Below are 25,156 nucleotides of genomic sequence, written 5' to 3'. Positions count from 1 at the left end.
CCCGCCGGCCTGTTTCAGCACCCGCAGGGGATAAAGCATCGCTATCGGTTAGCGGCTGTGGCGCAGGCGCGGGTTGGCCAGCAGAGTGACCAGGTCGGCCAGCAGATTCAGCAGAATATAAATACCGGCCAGCAGCAGTGCACAGTCCTGGATCACCGGAATATCGCGCTTGCTGATGCTGTCCACCATGTACTGGCCGAGGCCGGGATAAACAAAGACGTTTTCGACGATCACCACGCCCACCATCAGCCAGGCGAGATTCAGCACAATCACGTTGATAATCGGCCCCCAGGCGTTGGGCAGGACATGGCGGAACAGAATGGCAGAGGGCGACAGCCCTTTCATCAGTGCAGTGTCGACATAGGCCGCATTCTGCGCGCTGACCAGCGCGGCCCGCGTCATATTGCTCATATGGCCGAGAATGGCAAAGATCAGCGTCATGCACGGCAGGGCTATCGCCAGCAGCCTGTCGCCGGGCGACATACCGTCGGCAACGCTGCTGTTACTGGGCAGCCAGAACAGGGTAATGGAGAAAACCAGGATCAGCAGATACCCCGAAAAGAATTCCGGCAGCGACACCGCCGCGCGGGTAAACAGGTTCAGCAGACGGTCAATCCAGCTTCCCTGATAGCGCGCCGAGACAAAGCCAATCGTCAGTGCCAGCGGCACCGCGACGATGGCGGTGAAAAAGGCCAGCGACAGCGTATTGGCCAGACGGTCCAGCAGCACCGGCGCTATTGCTTCCCGGCTGGTAAAACTGTGGCCGAAATCGCCGCGCAGTACCCCGCCCAGCCAACTGAGATAGCGGCTTACCGCCGGCTGATCCAGCCCCAGTTGCTGATTCAGTGCCGCCACCGCCTGCGGCGTCGCGGACTGGCCAAGGATGGCCGTCGCCGCATTGCCCGGCAGCAGTTGAATACCGGCGAAAATCAGTATCGACACCAGCCACAGCATCACCACGCCCGCCAGCAGACGCTGGCCGGTCAGTTTTAACAGGGGAAAGTGGCCCTTCCCCCGACGTTCACGGAGTTCACTCATCAGCGCTTATGCAAACCACACTTTTTCTGCCGCGCGGTTACCGCTCATGGTAAAGCCCGGAATGGCCACAAAGCCCTGAATTTTACTGCTGGCTGCATCCAGTGCATCAGCATACAGCGGGATAATTTCGCTGCCCTTCTCCACCAGCATCACCTGGATATCGTGGTAGATCTGGCGGCGTTTCTGCTCGTCCTGTTCGCCGCGTGCGGCTGTGACCAACTGGTCAAACGCCGGCTCCTTCCACTGTGACTCATTCCATGGGGCATTACTGGTGAAGACCAGCGACAGGAGCGCATCTGCCGTCGGGCGCAGCGACCAGTTGGACGAGACAAACGGCTTTTTCATCCAGACATTATCCCAGAACGCATCGTCCGGCACGCGTTCGACCTTCAGTGGGATGCCCGCCCGCTCAGCGGAATTCTGATAGAGCTGTCCGGCATCCACAGCCCCCGGGAAGCCCGCTTCAGCGACAGATAACACCAGAGGGCCACTGAAGCCGGTTTTCTGCCAGTGATATTTGGCTTTTTCCGGATCGTAAGGACGCTGTGGAATATCGTTGGCAAAGTACGGGCTGGAGGGGAAGATCGGGTTATCGTTTGCCACCGTACCGTAACCGCCGAGCACAGTTTTGATCATCTGTTCGCGATCGATGGCATATTTCAGCGCCAGACGACCGTCCAGGGAGTTAAACGGTGCCGCGGTTGCCAGGCCCGGGAAGGTGAAAATCTGGCTGTCGCGCGAGCGCAGCAGCCGGATGGACGGCATATTTTTCAGGCGGTCAACAATACGCGGATTCACACGGTTAATCAGATGTGCAGAGCCGCTGGCAAGGGCCGCAACACGCGCCGTGGAGTCACTCATCGCCAGCGTTTCAACCGAATCCACGTGCCCACGGGCCGGGTTCCAGTGGTTCGGGTTGCGCTTCACCAGGGCACGCACGCCGGGCTTAAAGCTTTCCAGAATAAATGCCCCGGTGCCGATCCCTTTATCAAAACTCTCATTCTCCGCAGTGATGGCAAAGTGGACATCACTCAGCAGCGCAATAAATTCGACGTTCGGCTCTTTCAGCTTAATCGTCACCTGATGGGGTGCCGTGGCTTCCAGGGATACCACCGGTTCCAGATAGCCTTTCACTGAGGAGCTGGATTTTTCATCGCGATGATGATTGAGCGAATAGACCACATCTTTTGCCGTCAGGCTGCGACCATCATGAAACTGTACGCCCTGGCGAATCGTCAGCACCCAGGTTCTGCTGCCGTCGCTGGTCTCCCAACGCTCGGCCAGAGATGGGGTGATTTTTCCGTTTTCATCGACTTCAGCCAGGCAGTTGAACAACTGGGAGCCGACAAAGTACATATAGGATTCAAACCAGAACGCCGGGTCAAGACGGTCGGTACTGGATCCGTTATCCATGCCCACAATCAGGTGGCCGCCTTTTTTTGGCGTCGCGGGCACAGTTTCCGCCGCCCAGAGAGAGTGCAGCGGCAGGCTGGAACAGGCTGCGGCGACAGAGAGAGCCCCGGTAGTTTTGATAAAGTCGCGACGATTCATGATGTTGTGTTTCCTGATTTTTATTGTTGTTTTCCGCCAACGCGGTAGAAGATCGAGTGTTTACTTCAGTGCTGATGCCAGACGTTGAATATGCTCCGGGCCAATACCGCAGCAGCCGCCAACCAGCGTCGCCCCGGCAGCCACCCACTCCTGCGCCCAGTGCAGATAACCTTCCGGATGCGTATCTTTGCGCAAACCACTCAGGCCTTCGTTCGCGCCGCCGCCGTTACTGCCATGCTCAAACGCATTCGCATACACCCCAATCCCCGCAGACGATCCCAGACGCTGCAGGGTTGCTGTCGCCTGCTCTATTGCTGACAGCATCACTTCAGGGTGACTGCAGTTAAACAGAATGTTGGCAGCCCCTAACGCCACCGCGCTGGACACGGCAGCGTCAATGCTTTCCCCGGATCGCAGGGTGCTGGCAGGCCGGGGATGATCAGGGTCATCATGTAAGCTAAATGACAGCCACAGAGGCTGAGGCTGGCCCGCCACGGCCTGCTGTATGGCGTCGGCTTCTGCAATGGAGCTGATGGTTTCCCCCAGCCAGACATCCACATACGGGGTCTGAGCCTCCACCAGCACGCGGTGGATCTCCAGCGCGCGTCCGGCTTCAAACAGGTCGGGGCGGTAAGAGCCCAGAGCCGGTGGCAGGCTACCCGCGACCTGAACCGGGTGGGCAGCAGCATCGGCCGCCTGCCGCGCCAGCTGTCCCGCCAGCGCGGCCAGGCGCTGGCCATCCGCGGCAAAGCGTTCGTCACCAATATGGAAAGGCACGACGGCATAACTGTTGGTAGTGAGCGTGCCAGCGCCGGCAGCCACATAGCTGTCATGGACTTCCCGCACGCGTTCGGGTGCCTCATACAGGGCCAGCGCTGACCATTCAGGCTGACGGAAGGGCGCTCCCACACGGGCCAGTTCGCGCCCCATTCCGCCATCGAGGATCTTAATATGCTGCGTCATTGGCCTGTTCCTGTTCAGATTTGTCTAATTGCTCCATGCTACACAAATCGATGGCTACATGTCCAGACGTCTATAAGGCGAAATGCGGGATAGTTAATATTGGCAGAGGATAATCATTGCAGACGATAGGTTGGGGGAACTGCGCTCAGAAAGAAACAGGGTAAGGCAGCTTGCCGGTGGCGGGATGCCACCGGCGGGAGTGCATTAATGGAGACCTGATAAATTGCCCAACAGGATCGCGGTGATCACCCCCGTCGCGGCGGCAATCAGCACGTAGTTGCCATCAACATAGGCCCAGTGCGCGCCGTGGGGCGGTTCATACAGCCCGCGATCGCGCCAGTCATCCACGCGATAATCGTCTCCACGGAAGCGTTCCGGGGCCGGGTGTCCACGACGGAAGTCATGCCCGTTCCAGGCAAAATGATCGCGCTCCTGCGGGCCACCGTGACGGCGATCGTCACGATCGTCATGACGGTCAGCGTGACCGCGGTGATCCTGTCCGCGATCCTGCTGCCACTGGGGATCAGGCCCGCGACCCGGGCCATCAGCAAAGGAGAGGGTGGAAAAAAGAGTGCTTGCTGTGAAAAGGCTAATCAGTAAAGTCAGTGTTGTTTTTTTCATATTGATATCCTCGGGTTGCTCACGGCCTGCTCACTGCCGCACAACAAATATCGGGGATACTGCAACACTTCCCTATCTCACGAACTCCTAAAACCCGCCGGTTAGCGCTTTTTTTTCACTATCTTAACGCAATCCTTACCCTGCCCGCTGAGCCCGCCCGGTCAGGCTTAGTTTTCCAGCTGGTAGTCGAGGGTGATCTCAGCACTGAGCAGTTTTGACACCGGGCAACCGGCTTTCGCCTGCTGAATGATGGTATCAAACGCGGCTTTCTCAATGCCCGGAAGTTTCACCTTACTTTGCAGGGCCACTTTGGTGATGGCAAATCCGCCATCTACCTTATCCAGTGACACATCGGCAGTGGTATCAATGCTTTCCGCCGTATGGCCGGCATCGCCCAGCATCAGCGAGAGCGCCATGGAGAAACAGGCAGCATGCGCCGCCCCAATCAGTTCTTCCGGGTTGGTACCGGCTTTGCCTTCAAAGCGCGTGTTAAAACCATAAGGCTGCTGGCTGAGTGCCCCACTCTCGGTTGAGATGGTGCCTTTACCCTGCTTGATATTGCCTTCCCAGTGCGCCTGTCCTTTCTTATGAATGGTCATTGTTTATCCTCCGGTTATTTAACATCAGCTACCAGTATAGACACCGTGCCAGAGACTGCGGAGAAATCGCTAACTTGCAGAATATTCCAGGCTGACAGACACTGTCAGTCCCCCTGTCAGGAGAAGACCATGTTTAAACCAGATGATTTTGTACAGTCCAAAACCGGCGGCCCCAAAATGCAGGTGCTGCGCGTCGATGGCTCAACATTGTATTGCGCCAGGGTGAATGATGCGGAGAAAAAAGAGGTCGCGGTAGCCGCTGATTCGGTCAATCTTTATCATGAAGAGGGCGATTTCGGCGTCTGCTGAGATCGTTCATTAATCAAAAGGGGCGACCGTGACAAGGTCGCCCGCTGATGAATAGCCAGAACAATGACCCGCGGCGTATCGCGGGGTAAACCGCATCTGTTTTCAAAAGAGCGTGCAATAAAATAACCGGTACGGGCTATTTCTTCAGACTCTCCCTCACCTCTTTCACCTGTCCTGCGCTCACCGCATCCGCCTTGTTACTCCAGCCCTGACGAATAAAGGTCGCCAGCTGCGCCACCTCCTCATCGCTCAGACGGCTGGCGAAGCCCGGCATCACCAATGTGGACGGCGCTTTAGCCGTAGAGGGCTGCTGCGCCCCGGCGAGAATGGTGTGGATCAGGCCAGTCGGATCACCGGCATTAACGAGTGTGCCCTGGTCCAGCTCCGGGAAGATACGCGGCGCGCCCTTTCCGGTGACGAAGTGGCAGGCCCCACAGTTATCCAGATAGAGACGCTCGCCGGTGGTCAGGTTTTTTGCCGCCGTCAGCTTCGCTTCGGTGGCACTCACCGTCCGGTCTGAGGACGGCACCGCCGGCTGGCCGCCGGTAAACTTCAGGTAAGCCGCGATTGCTTTCAAATCCGCTTCCGTCATCCACGACGTGCTGTGCTCAATCACCGAGGTCATCTCCCCGCCTACCGCGGCTTTGTCATTACGCCCGGTAGCCAGATAATCCACGGTTTCCTGTTCGGTCCATTTTGGCAGGCCCCGCAGCGACGGAACTTCCCAGCCATTCAGATTGCCGCCGGAGAGGAACGTGCTGTCGCTGCTGTCGAGTGCTTTCTCATTCATACCGATACCGCGCGGCGTGTGGCAACTGCCACAGTGGCCCAGGCTTTCCACCAGGTAAGCCCCGCGATTCACCTCTGCCGTAGCACCACCAATCGGCTGGAACGGCTTATCACTGGCAAAAGCCCAGTTCCAGAAACGCATACCCCAGCGCTGGCTGAACGGGAAACTGAGATCCGTTTCCGGTGGCTGTTCGGCGCTGGGCTTTACGCCCTGCATAAAATAGGCGTACAGCGCGTGCATATCCGCATCGGAGATTTTAGCGTAATCCGGGTACGGCATGGCCGGGTACAGGCGGGTACCATCCGGCAGCACGCCTTTACGCACCGCATCGGAGAACTGCTGCTCGGTATAGTCACCAATACCGTGCTGTTTATCCGGGGTAATATTTGTGGAGTAAATCGTGCCCAGACTGGATTCGATCGCCAGCCCACCGGAGAATGCCGGTTTACCCGGCACCGTATGGCAGGCACCGCAGTCGCCCAGGCGCGAAATATATTCCCCCTGCTTCACCAGGCTGTCGTCAGCCTGTGCTGACGCAGCAAACGCCCCCGCCAGCAGCACGGCGTTGGCAACCAGCAACCGTTTAAAGTTCATCATCGTCATCTCCTTATGCCTGCACCATCGGGCCGGGGTTTTTCAGGTAGATCTCTTTGATCGCCTGCGCGGCCATCAGGGTAATGGCACCGATGGTATCGGTCGGGTTCGCCTGGAAGTTCTGCGGGAAGGCGTTGCCGCCCGGCACAAAGACGTTATGTACATCCCAGCTTTGCAGATATTTATTCAGCGCCGAGGTCTGCGGATTGTCACCCATCACCGCGCCACCGACGTTGTGGGTTGACACGTATTTGGTCAGGTCAAAGTGGGCATCCATGGGCAGGAAACTTTCACTGTAACTGTCCGGATTCAGCTCTTTGGTAATATCGCTGACGATGCCTTTCAGGTGTTGCTGTAATTTCAGTTCGTTCTGTTTCCAGTCGAAAGTCATGCGCAGCAGCGGGTAGCCATAGTCATCGGTGTAGTTCGGATCAAGATCGAGATAAATATCACGATACGACATGCAGGTGGTGGTAATGCTGATCTTCATTGAATGGCCGTACCACTCTTCCATCCCCTCTTTCCAGCCCGTTCCCCAGGCAGGGGTGCCTTTCGGCAGCGCGGTGCTGATCGGCGTCCCGGTGGCCTGTGAACTGTGGATCTTGGCACCACCAATAAAGCCCAGCCCCGGGCCGTCAAAGTTGCCCGGCGAGATATCGTTAAACATCTGTCCGGTCGCCCCGGCGGTAGCAAACGGGTTAAAGTTTTTATCTTTAAAGAACAGCGTGGCGCCACCGTTGCTGAGGAAAGCGTAGTTGCGGCCAATCACCCCGTCTTCCGTGATCGGGTTATAGGGCTTACCAATGCCAGACAGCAGCATCAGGCGCACGTTGCAGAACTGGAAGCTGCTCAGAATGACGATTTTCGCCGGCTGGAAGCACTCGTTGCCATCTTTGTCGATGTAGATAACCCCTTTCGCGGTTTTCTTATCCTCGTGCAGCACCACTTTCATCACGTTGGCGTGGACTTCATAGGAGAAGTTATCCATCCGCTTCAGGGCATCCATAACCGCCGTCTGTGGTGAGGCTTTGGAATAATTCAGGCAGGGATACTTACTGCAGTAGCCGCAGTAGTTGCAGGGGGCAATCTGGTTGCCGTACGGGTTAGTCCAGGCACGGGATACACAGGCTGACGGGTTCGGGAACGGGTGATAACCCAGCTTTTTCGCCGCCTTTACAAACATCGTATTATTCAGCGTATCGTCCAGCGGAGGCAGCGGGAACGGATTCGCGCGCGGCCCCTCAAACGGATCGCCACCTTCGAGGATCTGGCCGCGCAGGTTGCCGGTCAGGCCGGACTGCCCGCAGATCATCTCAAACTTCTCGTAATAGGGTTCGATCTCTTCCCAACTGAACGGGAAGTCCATAATGCGCATGTCGTCCTGCAGCACACCCGCGCCGTAGGCCTGGTCAGCGTAAGTTTTCAACTTGAGATCGGTTGGCGTTGGACGGATCAGCACCGCCGTCCAGTGCAGTCCGGAACCGCCCACACCGTTACCCGGGCAGAATGCGCCCCATTTACGGGTCGGCAGTGCGGTCTGGCTCATGTTGTAACGCACGGTCACCGCCGCTTCGGCCGGGGTGGCCATCACTTTGTTACGCACCGCATAGGCATATTCATCCGCCGGTTTCGGGTAGGCGAACTCTTCGTAACCCCGATCGGCACCGCGCTCCAGCGCGCGGACTTTCAGCCCGGCCATCGCCAGCTCAATACTCATCAGCGAGCCAGCCCATCCCAGGCCGACAACAACAACGTCGACTTCTTCTTTATTAATTTGAGACATATTTAACCCTATCAACCCTTATCGTTCGCGTGCAGGCGTCTTAGCGGCAGCGCGAAGTCGTGGGGTGTCATTGACAAAAAAACGGACAGACACTCAGCAAACTCAGGCGCGTTCGCCCTTAATGCTGACCGGGCCTAAGGGATACGGGATGTTGTGCTGTTTCACCCATTCCAGATAGCTGGCCCGTGCGCCGGGGAAGCCAATGGCGATCCAGGCTTTCATCCCTTTATTGCCGCCGTACATCGGGTCAGAGAGATAGCCATGTTTGGCATCGGAAAGCAGACCGCTGAAGAACTGGGAGGCTTTCAGGTCAGGCTCACCGAGGTCGGCGAAGTGGATATCGTTTTTTTGCAGCTGGGTCAGGACGCTGTCTTTATCCTGCTGGTTAAGCTGATGGAAAGGCTTCTGATGGTGCTGCAGGCACCACTGATGAGTCAGTTTGATGCCGGTCTTGTAGATTTGCTGCGGACGGAAGGGGATCTGGTAACCCATGGTGGCCGGTGCCTGGGGATTAAACGGCCCTTTCATATAGATCTCATCACCCAGATCGGTATGCATCTGCTGGTCGATAAAAATCGGCACATTCGTTTCCAGTGCCCCCGGAGCTTTGCCTTTCCCTCCGGCGGGGATCAGGCTGTCACAAGCGGCCAGAATAAACTGCCATTCATCACTGCTGAAGAAGATCGGCTGGTAGTCTGCCAGTTCCGGGGCGGCCATTTCGGCAGCCTGGGCGGCAGTCAGTCCCTTAAAGACCATCTCACCCAACGGCAATGCCAACAGCGACCCGAGTAAGAACTTACGGCGGGTGGTTTCTTTTTGAAGGAGCATTTTTACGACTCTCACACACTCAGAAAATGGCATCCGCGCAGCGGATGTCATTAAGGTTAAAGAACTGTTTTTATCTGTTTACATTGCCGCAATCTTAACCATACAAAGATGTCAAAATGTAAAAATTGAAGTATTAATATTTAAAGTTAAGATCAGGTGTTTGCCCTAACATTTCATAACAATGCCATCATGAACTGCAGGGATTAAAGTGGCGCATTTAGCGGAAATTTTATCCAGACGGAATGCAGGTCGCGTGCAATACAGGCATAATTAAATTGCAAAAAATATAATCACGCATGGTAATAAAGTTAAAGAATTCTTGTTTAAGGATGAGCGAATGACAGGATTTCAGCCTTGACCTTTCATGCTCATGTCAGGGAAAAGCTGCTTTTACTGGCAGCGATCTGTCCCGATCCCATTTCACGCAAAATATCCCCTGCAGGCATTCAGTAGCATCGAGAGCTTCAACAGGTCATTTTGTGAGATGCCGATGCCAGGTATATTTGATGAATTCCCCCGCTATATTATTCAGCCGTTTTCTATTCTCGTGTCCTCTCAGGAAAAGCAGGAGATTACAGGTTATTTTTCTTTCCCGTATGAATTTAGTGGCTTCGAGGGGCATTTTCCCGGTAATCCGTTATTACCCGGGGTTGTGCAAATCTCGCTGGCTCGCTTCACCGCCATTCAGGGGGGCAGCGACGTCATTCAGCACATTAAGCGCTGTAAATTTATTTGTTCCATAAAACCGCACGAAAAAATAACGGTAAAGGTACACCAGTCAGGCAGTCATCATTTCCAGGCTGAGGTTAGCGCAAATAATCAGATCTGTTCCCTTTTAACATTTTCATTGCAGCCGCAAAGGAACAAGCATGAAGCGTTATCCCTGGTTTAAAAACAAGCCGTGCCTTGATGGTTCGCCCTGTCCTTATCCGCTGGAATTTGCGGTAGAGCGCGTTAGCCGTTTTGATGAAGTAGACTCGATTCATGTGGTCTGGCATGGGCATTATGCCAGCTATTTTGAGGATGCTCGTGTCGCGCTGGGCGAACACTTTGGCATAGGATACTCCACGCTGTGTCGTGAACGCACCCCCGCGCCGGTCAAACAGATGTTCGTGGACTATCATTCACCGCTGGCTTTCGCTGAACGCTGCCGGATCATTGCCCGACTGCACTGGTGTGAAGCAGCACGCATGAATATGTCTTATCAGATATTCAGCGTACCGCACCATAAAATGGTGGCTCGTGGCTACACCGTACAGATGTTTACGCTGCCAGGCGGGATGTATTTCGTCGAACAACCCGCCTTTTATGCCGCATTTTGCCAGCGCTGGAAGAGTGGATTATTGCAGACCTTATCAGCCGGTAAATAACCCCCCGTTAACGCCAATCACCTGCCCGGTGATGTAACTGGCATCATCAGACGCCAGGAAACTGACGACAGAAGCCACCTCTTCGGGCTGCCCGGTGCGACGCAGCGGGATGCTGGCAACAAGATTATCCATCGGTAGCCCGGCGATCATTTCTGTTGCGATAAATCCCGGGGTCACCGCATTGACCAGAATATTGCGCCGCCCCAGTTCGACGGCAAGTGAACGGGTGGCACCGATAAGCCCGGCCTTCGCTGCCGAGTAGTTCACCTGGCCGGCAACACCCGTCTCTCCAGAGGTGGAAGCAATAGTGATGATGCGCCCGCGTTTTTTCCGCAGCATCGCCGCCACAATCGGTGAGGTGACGTTAAAGAAACCGCCCAGATGAACAGCCAGTACTCGCTGCCAGTCTTCTTCCGGCATCATAGCCAGCAGGCTGTCTCTGGCAAAACCTGCATTATTTACCAGCACAGAAGGCACCTGACCCTGTTCGATTAACGGTACCAGCACCTCCTGACACTGGGCGTGATCGGCGACATCGAACGGTAACAGCAGACACTGCCCCCCTGCCGCCTGAATATCGGCCTGAACATGTTCGGCGGCAGCACGATCGCAGAGATAATTCACCCACAGTATAAAACCTTCGCTCGCCAGCCGGCGCGCTATTGCTGCACCAATCCCTTTACTGGCGCCGGTGACCAGTGCTATTTCCCCGTCCCGGACCGGTAATATTGCACACCTCTCCATTCTCTTATCTCCTTTTATTAAACCACGACGATAAACTACCTTAAATTATTCATTTTAATGATCGCATTGATAAACAATTACACTATTTCATAAGAAACAACACACCTGTTTCAACAGGTAAATCCACCTGATAAAAACAGAAATAAAATAAGCACCCACAATCAAAAATAAAAACGAATAACAGTAAATGCAAAAAGATCCTAAGAAAAATAAAATAAACCCAACCCTTTATTTATCACAAATAAAAATCACTGACGGATTATCATCCCAGCAAACAGACAAGGCTCCCCAAAAAAATAATCAACAGATGCCACATATAAGACGTTGACGGCATCAAAACGTGAAATAAATAAATTAAGGGTCATTATGTTACATCGGGTTGCAATTACAGGTTTAGGTATTATCTCCAGTATCGGTACATCAACGGAGGAAGTGACCGACGCCTTATTTAAAGGGCGTTCCGGCATTATTAACGATCCGCTGCGCACAGAAATGGGCTTTCTCTCTTCCCTGACCTCAGCCATCAGGGAGTTTACCTGGCAGCATCCGCTCAGTAGAAAACAACGGAAGTCTTTGCCTCTCTTTGCCGAATGGGCGGCCGAGGCGGCAATGTGTGCCCTGGCCGATTCAGGCCTGGCGCTTCAGGATATTCACAACGATCGCACTGGCTTAATTTTTGGCTGTGATTCCAGCACGTTAGCCGCTATTGAGCAGACCGACCGTCTCAGGGAGACGCTCAGCACCACCAGACTTGGCAGCGGGCTGGTATTCCGTTCGATGACCTCCACCATCACCATGAACCTTAACGCAATTTTAGGCACCCAGGGCGCCAGCTGGACCATTAGCGGAGCATGCGCCAGTAGCGGGCATGCAATAGGTCAGGCCGCGGATATGATCATGCTGGGACGTCAGGATCGCGTCATATGTGGCGGAGCACAGGAAATTAACTGGCAATCCATGTGTAGCTTTGACGGGCTTGGTGCCTTTTCCACGCGTATGGCCACCCCTCAGGCGGCCAGCCGTCCCTTTGCCAAAAGCCGTGACGGGCTGGTGCCGGGCGGAGGGGCCGCTGCGCTGGTACTGGAGCGTTATGATCTCGCCCGTAAGCGCAATGCGCCGATCTGGGGGGAAGTCCTCGGTTACGGTTTCTCCTCAGACGGTGAAAATATTGTCGCCCCCAGCCCCACCGGCCTGGGTCGTGCCATGAGTATGGCGCTGAACAACGCCCGCCTGCAGCCACGTGACATCTCCTATATTTGCGCACACGCCACCTCGACGCCGGTGGGAGACAGCATGGAAGCCGCTAATATTCTTCATATTTTCGGACCGAAAGGGGTTCCGGTGTCCTCGACTAAATCCATGACCGGGCATGAGCTGTGGATGAGTGGTGCCGCACAGGTCGTATACAGTTGCCTGATGGCCAGCCAGGGGTTTATGGCAGCAAATATCAACTTTGACGGGCCGGATGAAGCCTCAGAGCAGCTGGATGTGATTACCGAAACGCGCCAGCAGCCTGTTCACCATGCACTGTGCAACGCTGCCGGGTTTGGCGGCACCAATGCCAGTCTGGTGATAGGTTTCTGACCATGAAAAAGACTCAACCTACCGCTGTGGTGATTGGTGCGGGTGCTTCCGGCATGGCTTCTGCACTCCTGCTGGCCATGCATGGTTATCAGGTTTCGTTAGTGGAACGCGCCCGGCAGGTGGGTGTAACGATGCGCGGTTTTCTGAAGAGCCGCGTCTATTTTGACAGCGGCGTTCACTTCGTCGGAGAGCTGTCAGCAGACGGTATTCTGAGCGCTTACCTGCGTTATCTTGGGTTACAGCACCTGCAATGTGTCGACTTTGATCAGAATCACTTTGAAACCGTGCGCTTTTCTGATGGCCGCCAGTATTTTCTGCCAGTGGGATTTGATGCCATGGTCGCCGGCATGTGCGCTGATTTTCCGGCAGAAAAGGCCGGTATCTGTGGCTATATGGCGGAAGTCCGGCGCGCCTACAATACCTCGTCATTTCACTCACTGCAGGGTTCGCTCACTCACCAGCCCAACAATAATCCACAGTGGCATGTCTCGCTGAAAGATTTCATTGCCGGTTTTACGCAAAATCATTACCTGCAAACCATTCTGGCAGTGCCCTGTTTGTATCATGGCGTGAGTCCGGATAGTGTCTCTTTTCTGCAACATGCCCGCGTCGCCGGCAGCCATTTTAACGGGGTACGTACCTTCTCCCGGGGCGGATCCTCGCTGGTACAAGCCTTTGAACAACGGATGAAAGAGGAGAACGTGACGCTGCACTGCGGCCACAGCGTCAGGAAAATACACTGCCGTCCTGATGGCGCACTGTGTCACGTTGAGTTAAGTAACGGTGAGTCAATCGCCAGCTCAGCAGTAATCTATACCGGACATCCGCATTATCTGCCTGATATGTTACCGGAAAATGCGCTACGCCCGGCAGCCTGCCATCGCCTGAATAACTTATACGACGGGATATCTGCGCACCTGTTGTATCTGAGTGGCGATCGTCAACAGTCACCGCCCCTGCTGGACAAAAAAAATCTGCTTTACTGCCGTCACGACCGTCCATTTGAACAGGCATTTATGCCGCAGCATCGCGGGGATGAGGGGCCGTTCTATGTGATGCCGGGTCCGTCGGTGCTCAACCGCAGCAGAGCGCATCAGACCGCGGATTATGTGGCGGTCATTCCCTGCGGTGACAGTGAATATCGTTCCTTCTACGGTACCGGCGAAGGCAAACGCCCGGCAGCCTATCGGGCGCTTAAAAAACGTCGTCTGTCTGAGCTGACCCGGTCACTGCGTCAGGCCCTGCCTGAACTCGATTCGCTGCGCGTGATCGACGGTGCCACACCTGTAACCCTGCAGAAATATCTGCATACCCCCCATACCGGTATGTATGGGGCTGCTCATGATATGACGCAGTTTAATCCGTCACCTACCACACGTCTGCCGGGGTTGTATCTTGCCGGACAAGCGGTAACCGGACCGGGGGTGCTCGGTGCTGTCATTTCCTCTTTCCTGGCCTGTGGATACCTGCTTGGGCATCAGAACCTGCTCCGTGGCGTGAGTTTATGCCGTTAGCGAGCCCGGCAAGCCACCGGTTATCGCCACGCCGGCGAAGCACGTCAATACGCATTACGTATGAGATAACACCCAATCCAGCATCACTATGAGGAATACTTAAATGGATAAAGCGCTACTGAAAGAAAAAATCAATCAGGTCCTGATTGAGGATTTTGAACTGGAAAAAAGTGATCTGATCCCGGAGGCCAGGCTGTATGAAGACCTCGGAATGGACAGCCTGGATGCGGTAGATATGGTGGTCAGTTTTGAGAAGATGTTCGCCATTAAAATCGGTAAAAATACCGAACTGGTGACGATTCAAACCCTGGGTGAATTGCAGAATTTCATTCTCAGAACCATTGAAGCACAGGCGGCCTGAGTGGCCCCGACAAGCGAGACAAGCAGTATGAAATTTCCCCTGCCTGCCAGAGAGGTAGTCCCGCATCGTGGAGGGATGTGCTGTATTGATACCCTGCTGGATGCAACCTCACAGAAGGTCATCGCCTGCGTCACGCTGCATCCGCAGCACCGGTTGCTGAATAACAACACCACTCTCGACCGCAGCGGATTTATTGAACTGGCCGCTCAGGCGGCCTGTGGTCTGAAAGGCATAGCCGGTGAGGAACAAACCAATGTCACTGCGCTACTTGGCGGCGTCAGTCACTTTCAGGTGTTTGAAGACGCTACGGTGAATCAGACACTGATGATTTACGTCTTCATCAGCGGGGAGATCGCAGGCATCAGCCTGCTGAATTTCCATATCGACTGCAATGAATGCCTGTTGGCCAGCGGCGAACTGAAAGTCTTCTATCAGGCAGAAAAACCAGGGGGGCAGGTCACGCCATGAACAACGCGATTTTTCATCAGGGAAGCAGCATTGCCGTTCTGCTGATCCACGGTCTGACCGGGACACCAAAAGAGATGGACTCAGTCGCACTGCGTTTACGTCGTTATGGCTTTACGGTTTCAATTCCTCTACTGCCGGGTCACTGTCGCGATATCCATGCACTCCTCAGCAGCGATCGACACCAGTGGATGGCCGCCATCGCTGCTGAGTATCAGCGACTGAGAGCAGAAGGATATCAGGTATTTGCTGGCGGGCTTTCGGTTGGTGCGGCAATGGCTATTTTACTGGCTCACCAGTTTCACGACCTGCGCGGGCTGGCGCTCTACGCTATCACGCTGAAATGTAACGGCTGGGCGGTTTCATCGTTCTCTTTCATGCTGCCCGTGCTGCTGTCGATTCCGCTGTTTCGCAACCACTATCACTTCAGGGAGGCGTTTCCCTATGGGATTAAAAACGAGGAATTGCGCGAGCGAATTCTGCTCAAACTGGAGAGCGGCGACAGTTCAGCCGCCGGGCACACCAATACCCCCGGCGTCATATTACGCGAACTGCTGCGTATTGCCGGCGCAGCCAAAAAAGTGATGCCACAGGTAAAAGTACCCGCGCTGCTGGTCCACGGCCGTGAGGACGACCTGTCGGATATCAGCAACTCTCACTATGTACAGCGTCATTATGCCGGTGAAACCGTTTTGCTACAGCTGGAGCAGAGTTACCATCTGGTCACTGTCGATCAGGAGCGTCATCAGGTCGCCGATGCCACCGCTCGCTTCTTTCATCGGCAGTTGAATAAAGCGGAGCGCAACGCACTGGCAAAGTGTGCCCGAAAAAGCATTCCACCAGATAACCACTAGCCCGAGTTCCGCACAATAAGCTGAAAACCAAGGTCAACGACCGGCTCCTGCGGGCGCTGGCCTTCAATTTTATCCGCCAGCAGGGTGGCTGCGTCCTCCCCCATTTTTACCCGATCAATCGCTATCGTGGTGATCGACGGCCGGTTCGCTGCCGCGAAGGCAAGGTCACCAAAACCAATGACCGCCAGCTTCGCGGGGACGGGAAGCCCGCACGCCTCCGCTTCCATGATCACCCCCTGCGCCAGGGTATCTGAGCTGCAGAGAATGGCGTCAAACCGTTCACCCCGGGCCAGCAACTGGCGCATGCCCTGCCGGCCGGCATCAAGTGAGGTGGGTACCGGCGCATTGACGCCGCGTATGCGGCAACCCGGCTGGCCCTGCATCACATCAGAGAGCCCTTTACGCCGCTGCAGCGCACGCCGATCGCCCGCCCAAACCAGTCCAAGATTGAGATAGCCTTTTTGCAGGCAGTAGTGTCCCAGTTGCGTGCCGATCTTCTCATGAGAGAAGCCCACCAGCATATCCAGTGGCGTCGGCGTCAGATCCCAGATCTCTACGACCGGCAGGCCAGTGTTCAGAATAGTTTTTCTCAACTCGGGGCTGTGGTGAATACCGGTCAGCACCATGCCATCGGGACGTCGCGAAAGAATAGTGGCCACGATGGAGGCCTCGTTATCAGAGGAGTAGCCGGTGACGCACAGCAACATGTGATAGCCGCGCTGCGCCAGGCGATCGCTGATAGCCTGTACCGTATCGACAAACATGCTGTTATTAATCTGCGGCACCACCACCGCGATCAGACGGCTGCGCTTTGAAGCCAGTCCCCCCGCCAGCATATTGGGAATGTAGCCCGTCGCCTGAATGGCCTCCATCACCCGGGCCACTGTCGCCGGCCGCACCACCTGCGGCTTGTTAATCGCCCGGCTGACGGTCATCGGAGAGAACCCGGCTACGCGCGCAACATCCTCCAGCGTGGGATTTTTACTGACAGCCGCCTCACGTCCCTCATCACAATTTTGCATCTGCTCCCCCGACGGCTAAAATGTTTGCGCTATCATTTTGGCATAAAACCCTGCGGTGAAACAGGGATCGGTGGCCGTGTCGGGCAGCACGAGGAATATGGTACACTCAGCGGCGCACGGAAAGCTGGCTTCCCGCTTTCCCTTACCCCACTGAGTGTGAAATGCGATGAATAAAAGAGCGATTGCCCCTACCCTGATTTTTATTGCCGCGATGGCCTTTCTGGTGTGGTTTATTGCCTCTGGCGCGGCGATGCCGGGTAGCTGAGATCAGGACGCGGAGGGATCAAAAGCGACCTGTGAGCCGTCCGGCCGGTCGCGCATCTGCACGGCAAACAGCGCACGGGTGCGCATGCCATCCACACTGCGCACCGCGTGAAGGTTATCCGGCACAAATTCCCCGCCCAGAATAAACGGGATTTTCGGCAGCAGACGGTAACCCGCAGGCAGTGCACCGTGCTGATCCTGCCAGTCCTGCGCCAGCGGATAACCGGTTAATACGGAATAGTCTTCCAGAATCAGGGCACTCCAGTGCTCAAGGCTTTCGGCCATCCAGCTAAACTCGCCGGTTTCCGGTTCGAAGCTGAACACGCCGCCCTGCCGCAGGCAGAACTGCACGCCAAAGATATCTTCTGCAAAGAAAAGCGCGTCACGCGCCAGATCCTGGAAAGCCTCTATCCACAGCTCAGGCTGGTTCCACTGCTGCAGGCCGGGTTCATTTTCCACCGCCTGCCACGGGAAAATATGCAGGGCAGAGACAAAACCATAGCAGCCGTTTTTCACGGCCAGCAGTTGGCGAAGTTCTTCGACCAGCGCGGGATCTGCCGTCGTAATGATGGGCATATCCTGCGGGGCGGCGGCAGCCAGGCTGTCACTACAGAGGGAAAGAAGTTTTTCAGTTGAGGTGGTCATCATACGGCCCTGGGATATTGACGGTTAACGGGGATAAGTCGCTAAGGTTAACATCAACAACAGGCCTGGGGAAAACGCTCGACGGGTTTAGTTTTGTGCTGTGGTCGCGGGACGACAAACCATCTGGGCTTTACAGAAAATGCAGTTGGCACCATGGGGATTTTTAGCGGTGATACTGAATGGCGAAAAGCGGAACTGGCAGCCGTGACAAGACGGGCACTGATATTTAATGTTTTGAATAATAGACCTACATATTTTTATTTTAAGAGAAAATTTGGTAATGAGCCTTCAAGTTAACACAGTTTTTACATTCCGTCTGTTTTATCTTCGCGATGCAGAAAATCCTGATACAGCGTACTTAAGGCCCCCCCTGCCAAAAACTGTTGTCTGATCCACTGCGTCACCTGACCGCTGGCCGGTTCGCGGGTGACCAGCAGCAGCCTGGAGGCCGGTCGGGGATTTCTGACCTGGCGCGTCACCAGCGCCTCGCCCGCTTCCCTGACAAGGTAGTCCGGCAGAAAACCGATCCCCTCTCCCAGAATCTGGCACTGACATTTCGTCTGGAAGTCCGGCACCAGAATGACCTCCTGCCCTTGGAGCAGCCAGCCAATGCGCTGATTCAGGGTCAGGGCCGTGTCCGCCACCATAATATTGGTAAAGCGTCTCAGCGCGTTTTCGCCTATCGGCTGCGGCAGGGCCGCCAGCGGATGGTCAGGCGCAATAGCGAACTGCCAGTGTATGCCCCCTATGTCGGTGCACGTAATCCCCCCGCCCTCCGGCGGGCTGTCCGGTGCGCCGATGGCGATGGTCGCCTGGTGATGGATAAAAGCATCCCAGACGCCGTTGTAAACCTCATGAGTGACGGTGACCTGACAGGTGGGAAAGGCCTTTTTTAACAGCTGTAACAGGCGCGCAGTGTGACGGGGCGTAAACAGCAGATGATTGATGCAGATGCGCACCCGCGACTCTACACCCAGGGCAATGGCATCCACCCCCTGTTTTATTGCGCGGAAATCGTCCAGCAGCGCCAGTGCCTTTTGATGAAAATAGTGACCAGACTCCGTCAGCTCAACGCGGCGGGCATGGCGCAAAAATAACGCAACCGCCAGTCCGGTCTCCATACGCTTAATCGCGTAGCTGATGGCAGAAGTGGTCACGCCCAGCTCAAGCGCGGCCTGACTGAAGCTATGGCAGCGCGCCACCGTCGTAAATACCTGCAAATTCTCTTCGTTAAATATCGAGTTCACGCGGCGTTTCCTCCTTCACTCTGTGTTGATTATTATTCAACAACAACCCGACTTAGCGTGAATTATTTTTAAACGGATATCTCCGGCTTTTACAGGCTGTTATTGTCTTTCGATGGATTATCACTCGTCTGTCAGGGAAAATTTATGCCATCTGCTCACACTGAATCCTCTTCTGCTGCCCGCGCGCTGCAGGAACGCTTTCTTGATGCCGCCCGTCAGGGTGACCTGGATGCCCTGCAGGCATGCCATGCGCAGGGCGTCGACCTCAACACCACGACCGTGCAGCGCACCAGCGCGATAACGCTGGCAGCACAGCTTCAGCACTATGACTGTGTGGCCTGGCTAATGCGCGCCGGGGCAGATATCAATCAACAGGATAATACCTGTCTAAACCCGTTTCTTATCGCCTGCCTGAATAACGACCTGAGGCTGTTACGGCTGCTGCTGCCGGCGTCACCCGATTTGAACCGCCTGACCCGTTTTGGCGGCGTCGGCCTGACGCCTGCCAGTGAGAAAGGCCACGTGCCCATCGTCCGTGAACTGCTGGCCCACACCGCGATCAACGTGAATCACACCAATTTTCTCGGCTGGACACCGCTGCTCGAGGCCATCGTGCTTAACGACGGAGGCCGTGACCAGCAGGCGATTGTTCAGCTGTTGCTGGATAACGGTGCCAGCCCGCATCTGACCGATAAATACGGAAAAACCCCGTTACAGCTGGCGCGTTCGCTCGGCTATGACGCGATTGCCACACAGCTTATTCAGTCAGGAGCCCACGATGACTAATTCCGACCCGCAACGTCGTACCTTTCTCAGCCACGGCAGCAAACTGCTCGGTGCCTGCGTCCTGCTGGGCGCTGGCAGCCCGCTTGCCCTTGCTGCAGGCAATCCCTCTCCTGTCAGACAGGAAAAGACCCTGTCGACCCTCAGCGCCCGCCATTACTACCTGAATAATGTGCTGCTGGAGACCGGCTTTGACTATCAGGATGGGGGCGCCGTTGCGACGCGGACGGCACTGTACTGCCTGGAGATTAACGACGGCAAAATCGTCGCCCTGCGTGCCAGCAACCAGCGGCCGGATGCCAGCCTGCCGCACGCTGACGCGGGGGGAAAACTGCTGCTGCCCGCGATGCGGGATATGCATATTCATCTGGATAAGACTTTCTATGGTGGCCCATGGCGCGTGCAGTCCCGCCCGGCAGGCACCACCATTAAGCAGATGATCGCGCTGGAACATCAGCTCCTGCCTGAGCTGGCACCGCATACCCGGGAACGGGCCAATAAGCTGATCGACCTTGTGCAGTCGAAAGGCTCCAGCGTGGCACGCAGCCACTGCAATATTGAACCCGTTTCCGGCCTGAAGAATCTGGAAAACCTGATGGCCGTGCTGGAACAGCGCCGCAGCGGCTTCAGCTGTGAGATCGTCGCCTTTCCGCAGCACGGGCTGCTGCTGTCAAAATCTGAACCGCTGATGCGCGAAGCCATGCAGGCGGGTGCCCACTACGTCGGCGGGCTCGATCCCACCAGCGTGGACGGCAATATGGAAAAATCCCTCGATACGATGTTCCAGATTGCCGTTGACTATAACAAGGGCGTGGATATCCATCTGCATGAAACCACTCCGGCGGGCGTCGCCGCCATCCGCTATATGATTGACCGGGTGGAGCAGACTCCGCAGCTGAAGGGAAAACTGACCATCAGCCACGCGTTTGCGCTGGCCACGCTCACTCCGCAGCAGGTGGAAGAAACTGCGCAGCGCATGGCGGCACAGCAAATCAGCATTGCCTCGACGGTGCCGATTGGCACGCTGCATATGCCCCTGAAACAGCTTCAGGATAACGGCGTTATGGTGATGACCGGCACCGACAGCGTCATTGACCACTGGTCGCCGTATGGGCTCGGCGATATGCTGGAAAAAGCCAATCTGTACGCCCAGCTGTATGTGCGTCCGGGAGAACTTCCGCTGTCGCGGGCACTGGCCATTGCCACCGGCAACCGTCTGCCGCTCAACGACCGGGGGGAGCGCGTGTGGCCCATGGAGCAGGATGAAGCCAGCTTCGTGCTGGTTGACGCCTCCTGCTCGGCAGAGGCCGTGGCGCGTATCTCGCCGCGCACCGCCACCTTCCATCGCGGAAATCTGGTCTGGGGGACGCTGAACAGGGTGTAATCCGCTGACAGACAAAAGTTTACACGAGTAACCATTGTCAAACGCGACTGTCTGGTTAAGATAGTCGCACTTAACAAATGGGGCGGGTGATGACAACTCGGCAACGCAAAGCAACGGGCTTCCTGATCCTCGCCTGTCTGGTCATACTGATTTGTATGGCACAGCGCGTGGCGAGCCTGCACGCCCTGCCCCCGCAATCCGTGGCGGCCAGCCTCAGCGTTGCCCCTCCGGACAGCAACGAAAGTGCCCCGCTGACGCCCTGTGAGATAAGCGCCAAAACCCTGCTGGTGGTGCCCCCTCTGCTGTTCGACGGTGCCGTCCCTGCGCCCGATATCCTGCTGGCGGTATTAGCGCTACTGTGCGCCCTGCCATTCAGGTTTCCCCCGGTACGCGCCCGCCGCGCACCGCTGCTACGCATCCATCTGATCAACTGCAATTTCCGCGAATGACAGACCGCTTCCCCCGGTTCTGACTTTTTCATTTACGGAGAAATACTATGTTTACGCTTATCAGGAGCGTTGTCCTCCTGCTGCTTTTTTGGCTGCCCGGGCTTCAAGCGGCCGACAGCGGCTGGCTGCAAAACCCTCAAAATCGTCACGCGGAGGTGCGCCTGCGTGCCGACGCCTCACAACCCGACCGTACCCGACTTCTGCTGGATATTCGCCTGCAGGACGGCTGGAAAACCTACTGGCGTTCACCGGGTGAAGGAGGCATTGCTCCCGCCATTCGCTGGCAGGATGGCATCACGGGCGCACGCTGGTTCTGGCCCGTTCCACAGCGCTTTGACGTCGCGGGGATCAGCACTCAGGGCTATCATCAGCAGGTATCACTGCCGATTGAACTGCCTGCCCCGGCCCCCGCTCACCTTGCCGGGACGCTGACACTATCGACCTGCAGTAACGTCTGCATCCTCACGGATTACCCCTTCAGCCTGCAGATGTCGGCGTCCGCAGACCCGGCATTCAACCATGACTATGCCCGGGCAATGGGCACAGTGCCGATTGAACACGGCCTGACGGAACATATTACCGCCAGTTACCGGCAGGGTGAATTGCAGATTGTCGCCGACCGTCAGGATGGCTGGCAGCAACCGGCGCTGTTCCTCGACGGACTTGCCGGGAGCAGTTTCGGCGAGCCACGTTTTACTCTGAACGGATCTCAGCTGGTCGCCCACGTGCCGGTCAGCGATGAGTGGGGGGAGAGTGCACCGGACCTCAAGGGTAAAACCCTGTCGCTGGTGCTGGCAGACGGCGGTCTGGCGCAGCAAATCAGCCTGCCGGTGGCAGCAAATATCACGCCACCTGCCGCGACCCTGCCGCTGTGGCAGATGCTGCTGATGGCGCTGGCCGGGGGCTTTATTCTCAACCTGATGCCCTGCGTGCTGCCGGTACTGGGCATGAAGCTGGGCAGTATTATCACCGCCCCTCAGCGCGACCGCCGCAGCGTGCGGCTACAGTTCCTCGCCTCCAGCGCCGGCATTGTCGCCTCATTTATGGCGCTGGCCCTGCTGATGACGGCGCTGCGCCTGACGGATCGTGCCCTTGGCTGGGGCATCCAGTTCCAGAACCCGTGGTTTATCGGCTTTATGGTGCTGGTGACACTGCTGTTCAGCGCCAGTCTGTTCGGAGTGCTGCATCTTCGCCTGCCTTCAACACTTAATACCCGCCTGGCGACCCACGCCGGGCACGGTCTGAGCGGACATTTCTGGCAGGGCGCCTTTGCCACTCTGCTGGCCACGCCCTGCTCTGCCCCGTTTCTTGGCACCGCGGTGGCTTTCGCACTGGCCGCCTCCCTGCCACTGCTGTGGGTGATGTTTGTTGCGCTTGGCATTGGCATGAGCCTGCCCTGGCTGCTGATCGCGGCATGGCCTGCACTGGCACTGAAGTTACCGCGCCCCGGCCGCTGGATGAACGTGCTGCGCATCCTGCTGGGCTTACTGATGCTGGTGTCCTGTTTCTGGCTGGTTAGCCTGCTGGTCAACCATATTGGTGCTATCGCCACGCTGACTGTGGCTGCCGTTATCATGCTGATACTGCTGGTCACCCTGATAAAACAGTGTGGAATCAAACTGGCGGCGATGGTCACCACGCTCCTGCTGGCGTGTGCGGGTGGCATGCTGCTGACCGGTGTCATCAGTACCACACCGGGTAAAAAAGCATTGCAGGATCGCGTTAACTGGCAACCCTTGTCAGAACAGGCTATCCGCCAGGCACTGGACGCCAATAAGCGGGTATTTATTGACGTTACTGCCGACTGGTGTGTGACCTGTAAAGCCAACAAATACAACGTACTGCTGCGGGAAGATGTGCAGCAGGCACTGATGGCTGAAGACGTGGTAGCACTGCGCGGTGACTGGAGCCGGCCTTCCGAGTCCATCACTCGCTTTTTGCAACAGCGCGGCAGCGTTGCCGTGCCGTTTAATCAAATTTATGGACCGGGAATTCCTCAGGGCGTGGTGCTTTCACCGCTGCTTGACCGTCCCACCCTGCTGAAAACCCTGAATGATGCCAAAGGAAATGAACCATGAAAAAATCCCTGATCGCCCTGCTACTGGTTGCCACTCCGCTGTGGGCTGCTGCCCCCTTTACCCCGGAACAGGAGGCACGTATTCAGCAGTTGATCCGCGAAACGCTGGTGGAAAATCCGCAGATCCTGGCGGAAGCCGCCGATGCTTACGATAAACAGGCGCAGAAGCAGCAGGCAGACGTCACCGGCCAGGTCATCGCGCAGAACCACGCCGCACTGTATGAGGATGCCGGTTCGCCCCGCCTGGGAGCAAAAGACGCGAAGCTGACACTGGTCGCGTTTACTGATTACAACTGCCCGTACTGTAAGCAGTTCGATTTACTGCTGGAAAAGATCGTGCAACAGTACCCGGACGTCGCCGTGGTGATTAAACCCCTGCCTTACCGTTCAGAAAGCTCGCTCACCGCCGCCCGTGAGGTACTGACGCTGTGGCGGCAGCAGCCGGATCGCTGGCTGGCACTTCATCAGCGCCTGATGGCGAAAAAAGGCTACCACGATGACGCCAGTATCAAAGCGGCGGAACAGAAGCTGAACATCACTCTCGCACAGCCGGACAGACAGAGCCTGGAAACGGTCAACACCAATCTGAAACTGGCGCAGCACCTTGGCATTGAGGGTACACCGGCCACGCTGATTGGCAACCGCCTGCTGCCGGGCGCGGTCTCCTATGAGCAACTGGAAAGCCTGGTGAAACAGCAGCTGGCGCAGACGCCATGAGCCGTATGAAGCGCTGGACGCGCGATCTGCTGGTACTGTTCCTGTTGATGGCGGGGGTAATGTGGGTGATGGATCAGTGGCGTGGCCCCCGTGCCCCTGTGGCTTTTGCTGACCAGCCACTCCATACCCTCGACGGGCAGGAGGTCACGCTGAACACCCTGAGTCAGGATCGCCCTTTGCTGGTCTATTTCTGGGCCAGCTGGTGCGGTATCTGTCGCTTTACCACCCCGGTGGTCGCAGAGATGGCCCGTGAGGGTAGCAACGTGATCGGTATTGCGCTGCGCTCCGGAGATAATGAAAACGTGCAGCGCTATTTGCAGGTCAAGCAGTATCAGATGCCACTGGTTAACGATCCGGAAGGCCGGCTGTCGGCTCACTGGCAGGTCAGCGTCACCCCGACGCTGGTGATCATTGATAAAGGCCAGGTGGTGAGCACCACCACCGGCTTTACCAGCGGCTGGGGGATGAAGCTCAGGCTGTGGTGGGCTGGCCGCTAATCCTCATGGCGGAGGGAAAGTGCCCCCTCCGCCCCATCAGGCACCGGGCGATAATGCGCGGTACCCTCTTTTTGCTATGCTTTTCCGTAAGATAATCTTACAG

28 protein-coding genes are annotated in these 25,156 nt (G+C 56.4%); 15 read left to right on the top strand and 13 right to left on the bottom strand.

The features are described 5' to 3' along the window. Positions 1–48: 48 nt before the first annotated feature. The 5 genes from EPE01S_RS11945 to EPE01S_RS11925 form a co-directional block, all read right to left on the bottom strand. Positions 49–1,038: an ABC transporter permease gene (locus EPE01S_RS11945; protein ID WP_062745227.1), complete on the bottom strand. Its 990-nt coding sequence runs from the start codon at positions 1,036–1,038 to the stop codon at positions 49–51. Positions 1,039–1,044: 6 nt separating this feature from the next. Next, a complete protein-coding gene (locus EPE01S_RS11940) occupies positions 1,045–2,589 on the bottom strand; it encodes an ABC transporter substrate-binding protein (protein ID WP_062745223.1) in 1,545 nt (514 codons plus the stop codon). Positions 2,590–2,649: 60 nt separating this feature from the next. After that, positions 2,650–3,552, bottom strand: a complete 903-nt coding sequence (locus EPE01S_RS11935) for a homocysteine S-methyltransferase family protein (protein WP_062745219.1) — start codon at positions 3,550–3,552, stop codon at positions 2,650–2,652. Positions 3,553–3,756: 204 nt separating this feature from the next. Further along, a complete protein-coding gene (locus EPE01S_RS11930) occupies positions 3,757–4,173 on the bottom strand; it encodes an RcnB family protein (protein WP_062745216.1) in 417 nt (138 codons plus the stop codon). Between the two features lie 167 nt (positions 4,174–4,340). Continuing rightward, positions 4,341–4,772: an OsmC family protein gene (locus tag EPE01S_RS11925; RefSeq protein WP_062745214.1), complete on the bottom strand. Its 432-nt coding sequence runs from the start codon at positions 4,770–4,772 to the stop codon at positions 4,341–4,343. A gap of 129 nt (positions 4,773–4,901) precedes the next feature. Here EPE01S_RS11925 and EPE01S_RS11920 point away from each other — a divergent pair, with 129 nt between their 5' ends. Continuing rightward, positions 4,902–5,081 carry a GDFGVC terminal motif YodC-like protein gene (locus EPE01S_RS11920; RefSeq protein WP_062745212.1) on the top strand — a complete coding sequence of 60 codons (180 nt, stop codon included), beginning with the start codon at positions 4,902–4,904 and terminating at the stop codon, positions 5,079–5,081. Between the two features lie 136 nt (positions 5,082–5,217). Here EPE01S_RS11920 and EPE01S_RS11915 read toward each other — a convergent pair whose 3' ends face one another. The 3 genes from EPE01S_RS11915 to EPE01S_RS11905 all read right to left on the bottom strand — a co-directional run bounded on the left by EPE01S_RS11915 (position 5,218) and on the right by EPE01S_RS11905 (position 9,076). Further along, positions 5,218–6,465, bottom strand: a complete 1,248-nt coding sequence (locus tag EPE01S_RS11915; RefSeq protein ID WP_157076013.1) for a c-type cytochrome — start codon at positions 6,463–6,465, stop codon at positions 5,218–5,220. A 13-nt stretch (positions 6,466–6,478) separates the two neighbouring features. Continuing rightward, on the bottom strand, positions 6,479–8,248 hold the full coding sequence (locus EPE01S_RS11910) for a GMC family oxidoreductase (protein ID WP_062745206.1): 1,770 nt from the start codon (positions 8,246–8,248) through the stop codon (positions 6,479–6,481). A gap of 102 nt (positions 8,249–8,350) precedes the next feature. Then, complete coding sequence (locus EPE01S_RS11905; RefSeq protein ID WP_062745205.1) at positions 8,351–9,076, bottom strand: gluconate 2-dehydrogenase subunit 3 family protein; 726 nt, start codon at positions 9,074–9,076, stop codon at positions 8,351–8,353. A gap of 490 nt (positions 9,077–9,566) precedes the next feature. Here EPE01S_RS11905 and EPE01S_RS11900 point away from each other — a divergent pair, with 490 nt between their 5' ends. After that, positions 9,567–9,968, top strand: a complete 402-nt coding sequence (locus EPE01S_RS11900; RefSeq protein WP_157076012.1) for an ApeI family dehydratase — start codon at positions 9,567–9,569, stop codon at positions 9,966–9,968. Continuing rightward, a complete protein-coding gene (locus tag EPE01S_RS11895) occupies positions 9,946–10,446 on the top strand; it encodes an acyl-CoA thioesterase (protein ID WP_062745201.1) in 501 nt (166 codons plus the stop codon). Before EPE01S_RS11900 ends, EPE01S_RS11895 begins: the two co-directional genes overlap by 23 nt. On the opposite strand, the gene fabG is transcribed toward EPE01S_RS11895, so the two are convergent. Then, positions 10,432–11,190: a 3-oxoacyl-ACP reductase FabG gene (gene fabG, locus EPE01S_RS11890; RefSeq protein ID WP_062745199.1), complete on the bottom strand. Its 759-nt coding sequence runs from the start codon at positions 11,188–11,190 to the stop codon at positions 10,432–10,434. The two genes, EPE01S_RS11895 and fabG, sit on opposite strands and share 15 nt — an antisense overlap. 366 nt (positions 11,191–11,556) lie before the next feature. On the opposite strand from fabG, the gene EPE01S_RS11885 reads away from it, so the two are divergent. From EPE01S_RS11885 to EPE01S_RS11865, 5 genes are all read left to right on the top strand, one after another. Beyond that, the gene (locus tag EPE01S_RS11885) at positions 11,557–12,774 is read left to right on the top strand and encodes a beta-ketoacyl-[acyl-carrier-protein] synthase family protein (RefSeq protein ID WP_062745197.1); all 1,218 of its coding nucleotides are present in this window, start codon (positions 11,557–11,559) and stop codon (positions 12,772–12,774) included. A 2-nt stretch (positions 12,775–12,776) separates the two neighbouring features. Further along, positions 12,777–14,288 carry a phytoene desaturase family protein gene (locus EPE01S_RS11880; protein ID WP_062745194.1) on the top strand — a complete coding sequence of 504 codons (1,512 nt, stop codon included), beginning with the start codon at positions 12,777–12,779 and terminating at the stop codon, positions 14,286–14,288. 103 nt (positions 14,289–14,391) lie between these two features. Continuing rightward, a complete protein-coding gene (locus EPE01S_RS11875) occupies positions 14,392–14,649 on the top strand; it encodes a phosphopantetheine-binding protein (RefSeq protein ID WP_062745192.1) in 258 nt (85 codons plus the stop codon). A 27-nt stretch (positions 14,650–14,676) separates the two neighbouring features. Then, entirely contained in the window at positions 14,677–15,117 is a 441-nt protein-coding gene (locus tag EPE01S_RS11870; RefSeq protein ID WP_137268679.1) for an ApeP family dehydratase, read from the top strand. Next, positions 15,114–15,968 (top strand): alpha/beta hydrolase, encoded by an 855-nt coding sequence (locus EPE01S_RS11865; protein WP_062745189.1) that lies wholly within the window; start codon positions 15,114–15,116, stop codon positions 15,966–15,968. The genes EPE01S_RS11870 and EPE01S_RS11865 overlap by 4 nt, the downstream gene beginning before the upstream one ends. Here the strand turns inward: EPE01S_RS11865 and EPE01S_RS11860 are convergent. Next, positions 15,965–16,990: a LacI family DNA-binding transcriptional regulator gene (locus EPE01S_RS11860; RefSeq protein ID WP_062745186.1), complete on the bottom strand. Its 1,026-nt coding sequence runs from the start codon at positions 16,988–16,990 to the stop codon at positions 15,965–15,967. The two genes, EPE01S_RS11865 and EPE01S_RS11860, sit on opposite strands and share 4 nt — an antisense overlap. Before the next feature lie 166 nt (positions 16,991–17,156). Between EPE01S_RS11860 and EPE01S_RS23455 the strand changes: the two genes are divergently transcribed. Next, complete coding sequence (locus tag EPE01S_RS23455; protein WP_137268681.1) at positions 17,157–17,255, top strand: YoaK family small membrane protein; 99 nt, start codon at positions 17,157–17,159, stop codon at positions 17,253–17,255. A gap of 2 nt (positions 17,256–17,257) precedes the next feature. On the opposite strand, the gene EPE01S_RS11855 is transcribed toward EPE01S_RS23455, so the two are convergent. The 3 genes from EPE01S_RS11855 to EPE01S_RS11850 form a co-directional block, all read right to left on the bottom strand. Beyond that, positions 17,258–17,899 (bottom strand): SMI1/KNR4 family protein, encoded by a 642-nt coding sequence (locus tag EPE01S_RS11855; protein WP_062745183.1) that lies wholly within the window; start codon positions 17,897–17,899, stop codon positions 17,258–17,260. A gap of 87 nt (positions 17,900–17,986) precedes the next feature. Further along, the gene (ymcF, locus tag EPE01S_RS24165; RefSeq protein WP_420899360.1) at positions 17,987–18,130 is read right to left on the bottom strand and encodes a cold shock small protein YmcF; all 144 of its coding nucleotides are present in this window, start codon (positions 18,128–18,130) and stop codon (positions 17,987–17,989) included. A gap of 74 nt (positions 18,131–18,204) precedes the next feature. Continuing rightward, complete coding sequence (locus EPE01S_RS11850; RefSeq protein WP_062745181.1) at positions 18,205–19,146, bottom strand: LysR substrate-binding domain-containing protein; 942 nt, start codon at positions 19,144–19,146, stop codon at positions 18,205–18,207. A 144-nt stretch (positions 19,147–19,290) separates the two neighbouring features. Here EPE01S_RS11850 and EPE01S_RS11845 point away from each other — a divergent pair, with 144 nt between their 5' ends. The 6 genes from EPE01S_RS11845 to EPE01S_RS11820 all read left to right on the top strand — a co-directional run bounded on the left by EPE01S_RS11845 (position 19,291) and on the right by EPE01S_RS11820 (position 25,053). Then, positions 19,291–19,932: an ankyrin repeat domain-containing protein gene (locus tag EPE01S_RS11845; protein ID WP_062745179.1), complete on the top strand. Its 642-nt coding sequence runs from the start codon at positions 19,291–19,293 to the stop codon at positions 19,930–19,932. After that, positions 19,925–21,313, top strand: a complete 1,389-nt coding sequence (locus EPE01S_RS11840) for an amidohydrolase family protein (RefSeq protein ID WP_062745176.1) — start codon at positions 19,925–19,927, stop codon at positions 21,311–21,313. Before EPE01S_RS11845 ends, EPE01S_RS11840 begins: the two co-directional genes overlap by 8 nt. An 89-nt stretch (positions 21,314–21,402) precedes the next feature. Continuing rightward, a complete protein-coding gene (locus EPE01S_RS11835; RefSeq protein WP_062745171.1) occupies positions 21,403–21,762 on the top strand; it encodes a hypothetical protein in 360 nt (119 codons plus the stop codon). A 47-nt stretch (positions 21,763–21,809) separates the two neighbouring features. Continuing rightward, positions 21,810–23,840, top strand: a complete 2,031-nt coding sequence (locus tag EPE01S_RS11830; protein WP_062745170.1) for a protein-disulfide reductase DsbD family protein — start codon at positions 21,810–21,812, stop codon at positions 23,838–23,840. After that, on the top strand, positions 23,837–24,556 hold the full coding sequence (locus EPE01S_RS11825) for a DsbA family protein (RefSeq protein ID WP_062745169.1): 720 nt from the start codon (positions 23,837–23,839) through the stop codon (positions 24,554–24,556). Before EPE01S_RS11830 ends, EPE01S_RS11825 begins: the two co-directional genes overlap by 4 nt. Beyond that, entirely contained in the window at positions 24,553–25,053 is a 501-nt protein-coding gene (locus EPE01S_RS11820; RefSeq protein ID WP_062745168.1) for a protein disulfide oxidoreductase, read from the top strand. Before EPE01S_RS11825 ends, EPE01S_RS11820 begins: the two co-directional genes overlap by 4 nt. Positions 25,054–25,156 lie beyond the last annotated feature (103 nt).

Origin of the sequence: Erwinia persicina NBRC 102418, from assembly GCF_001571305.1 — a bacterium.
GTDB lineage: Bacteria > Pseudomonadota > Gammaproteobacteria > Enterobacterales > Enterobacteriaceae > Erwinia > Erwinia persicina.
Note: the sequence above shows the minus strand (reverse complement) of the source record. Positions and strands in the feature narration are given on the sequence as shown.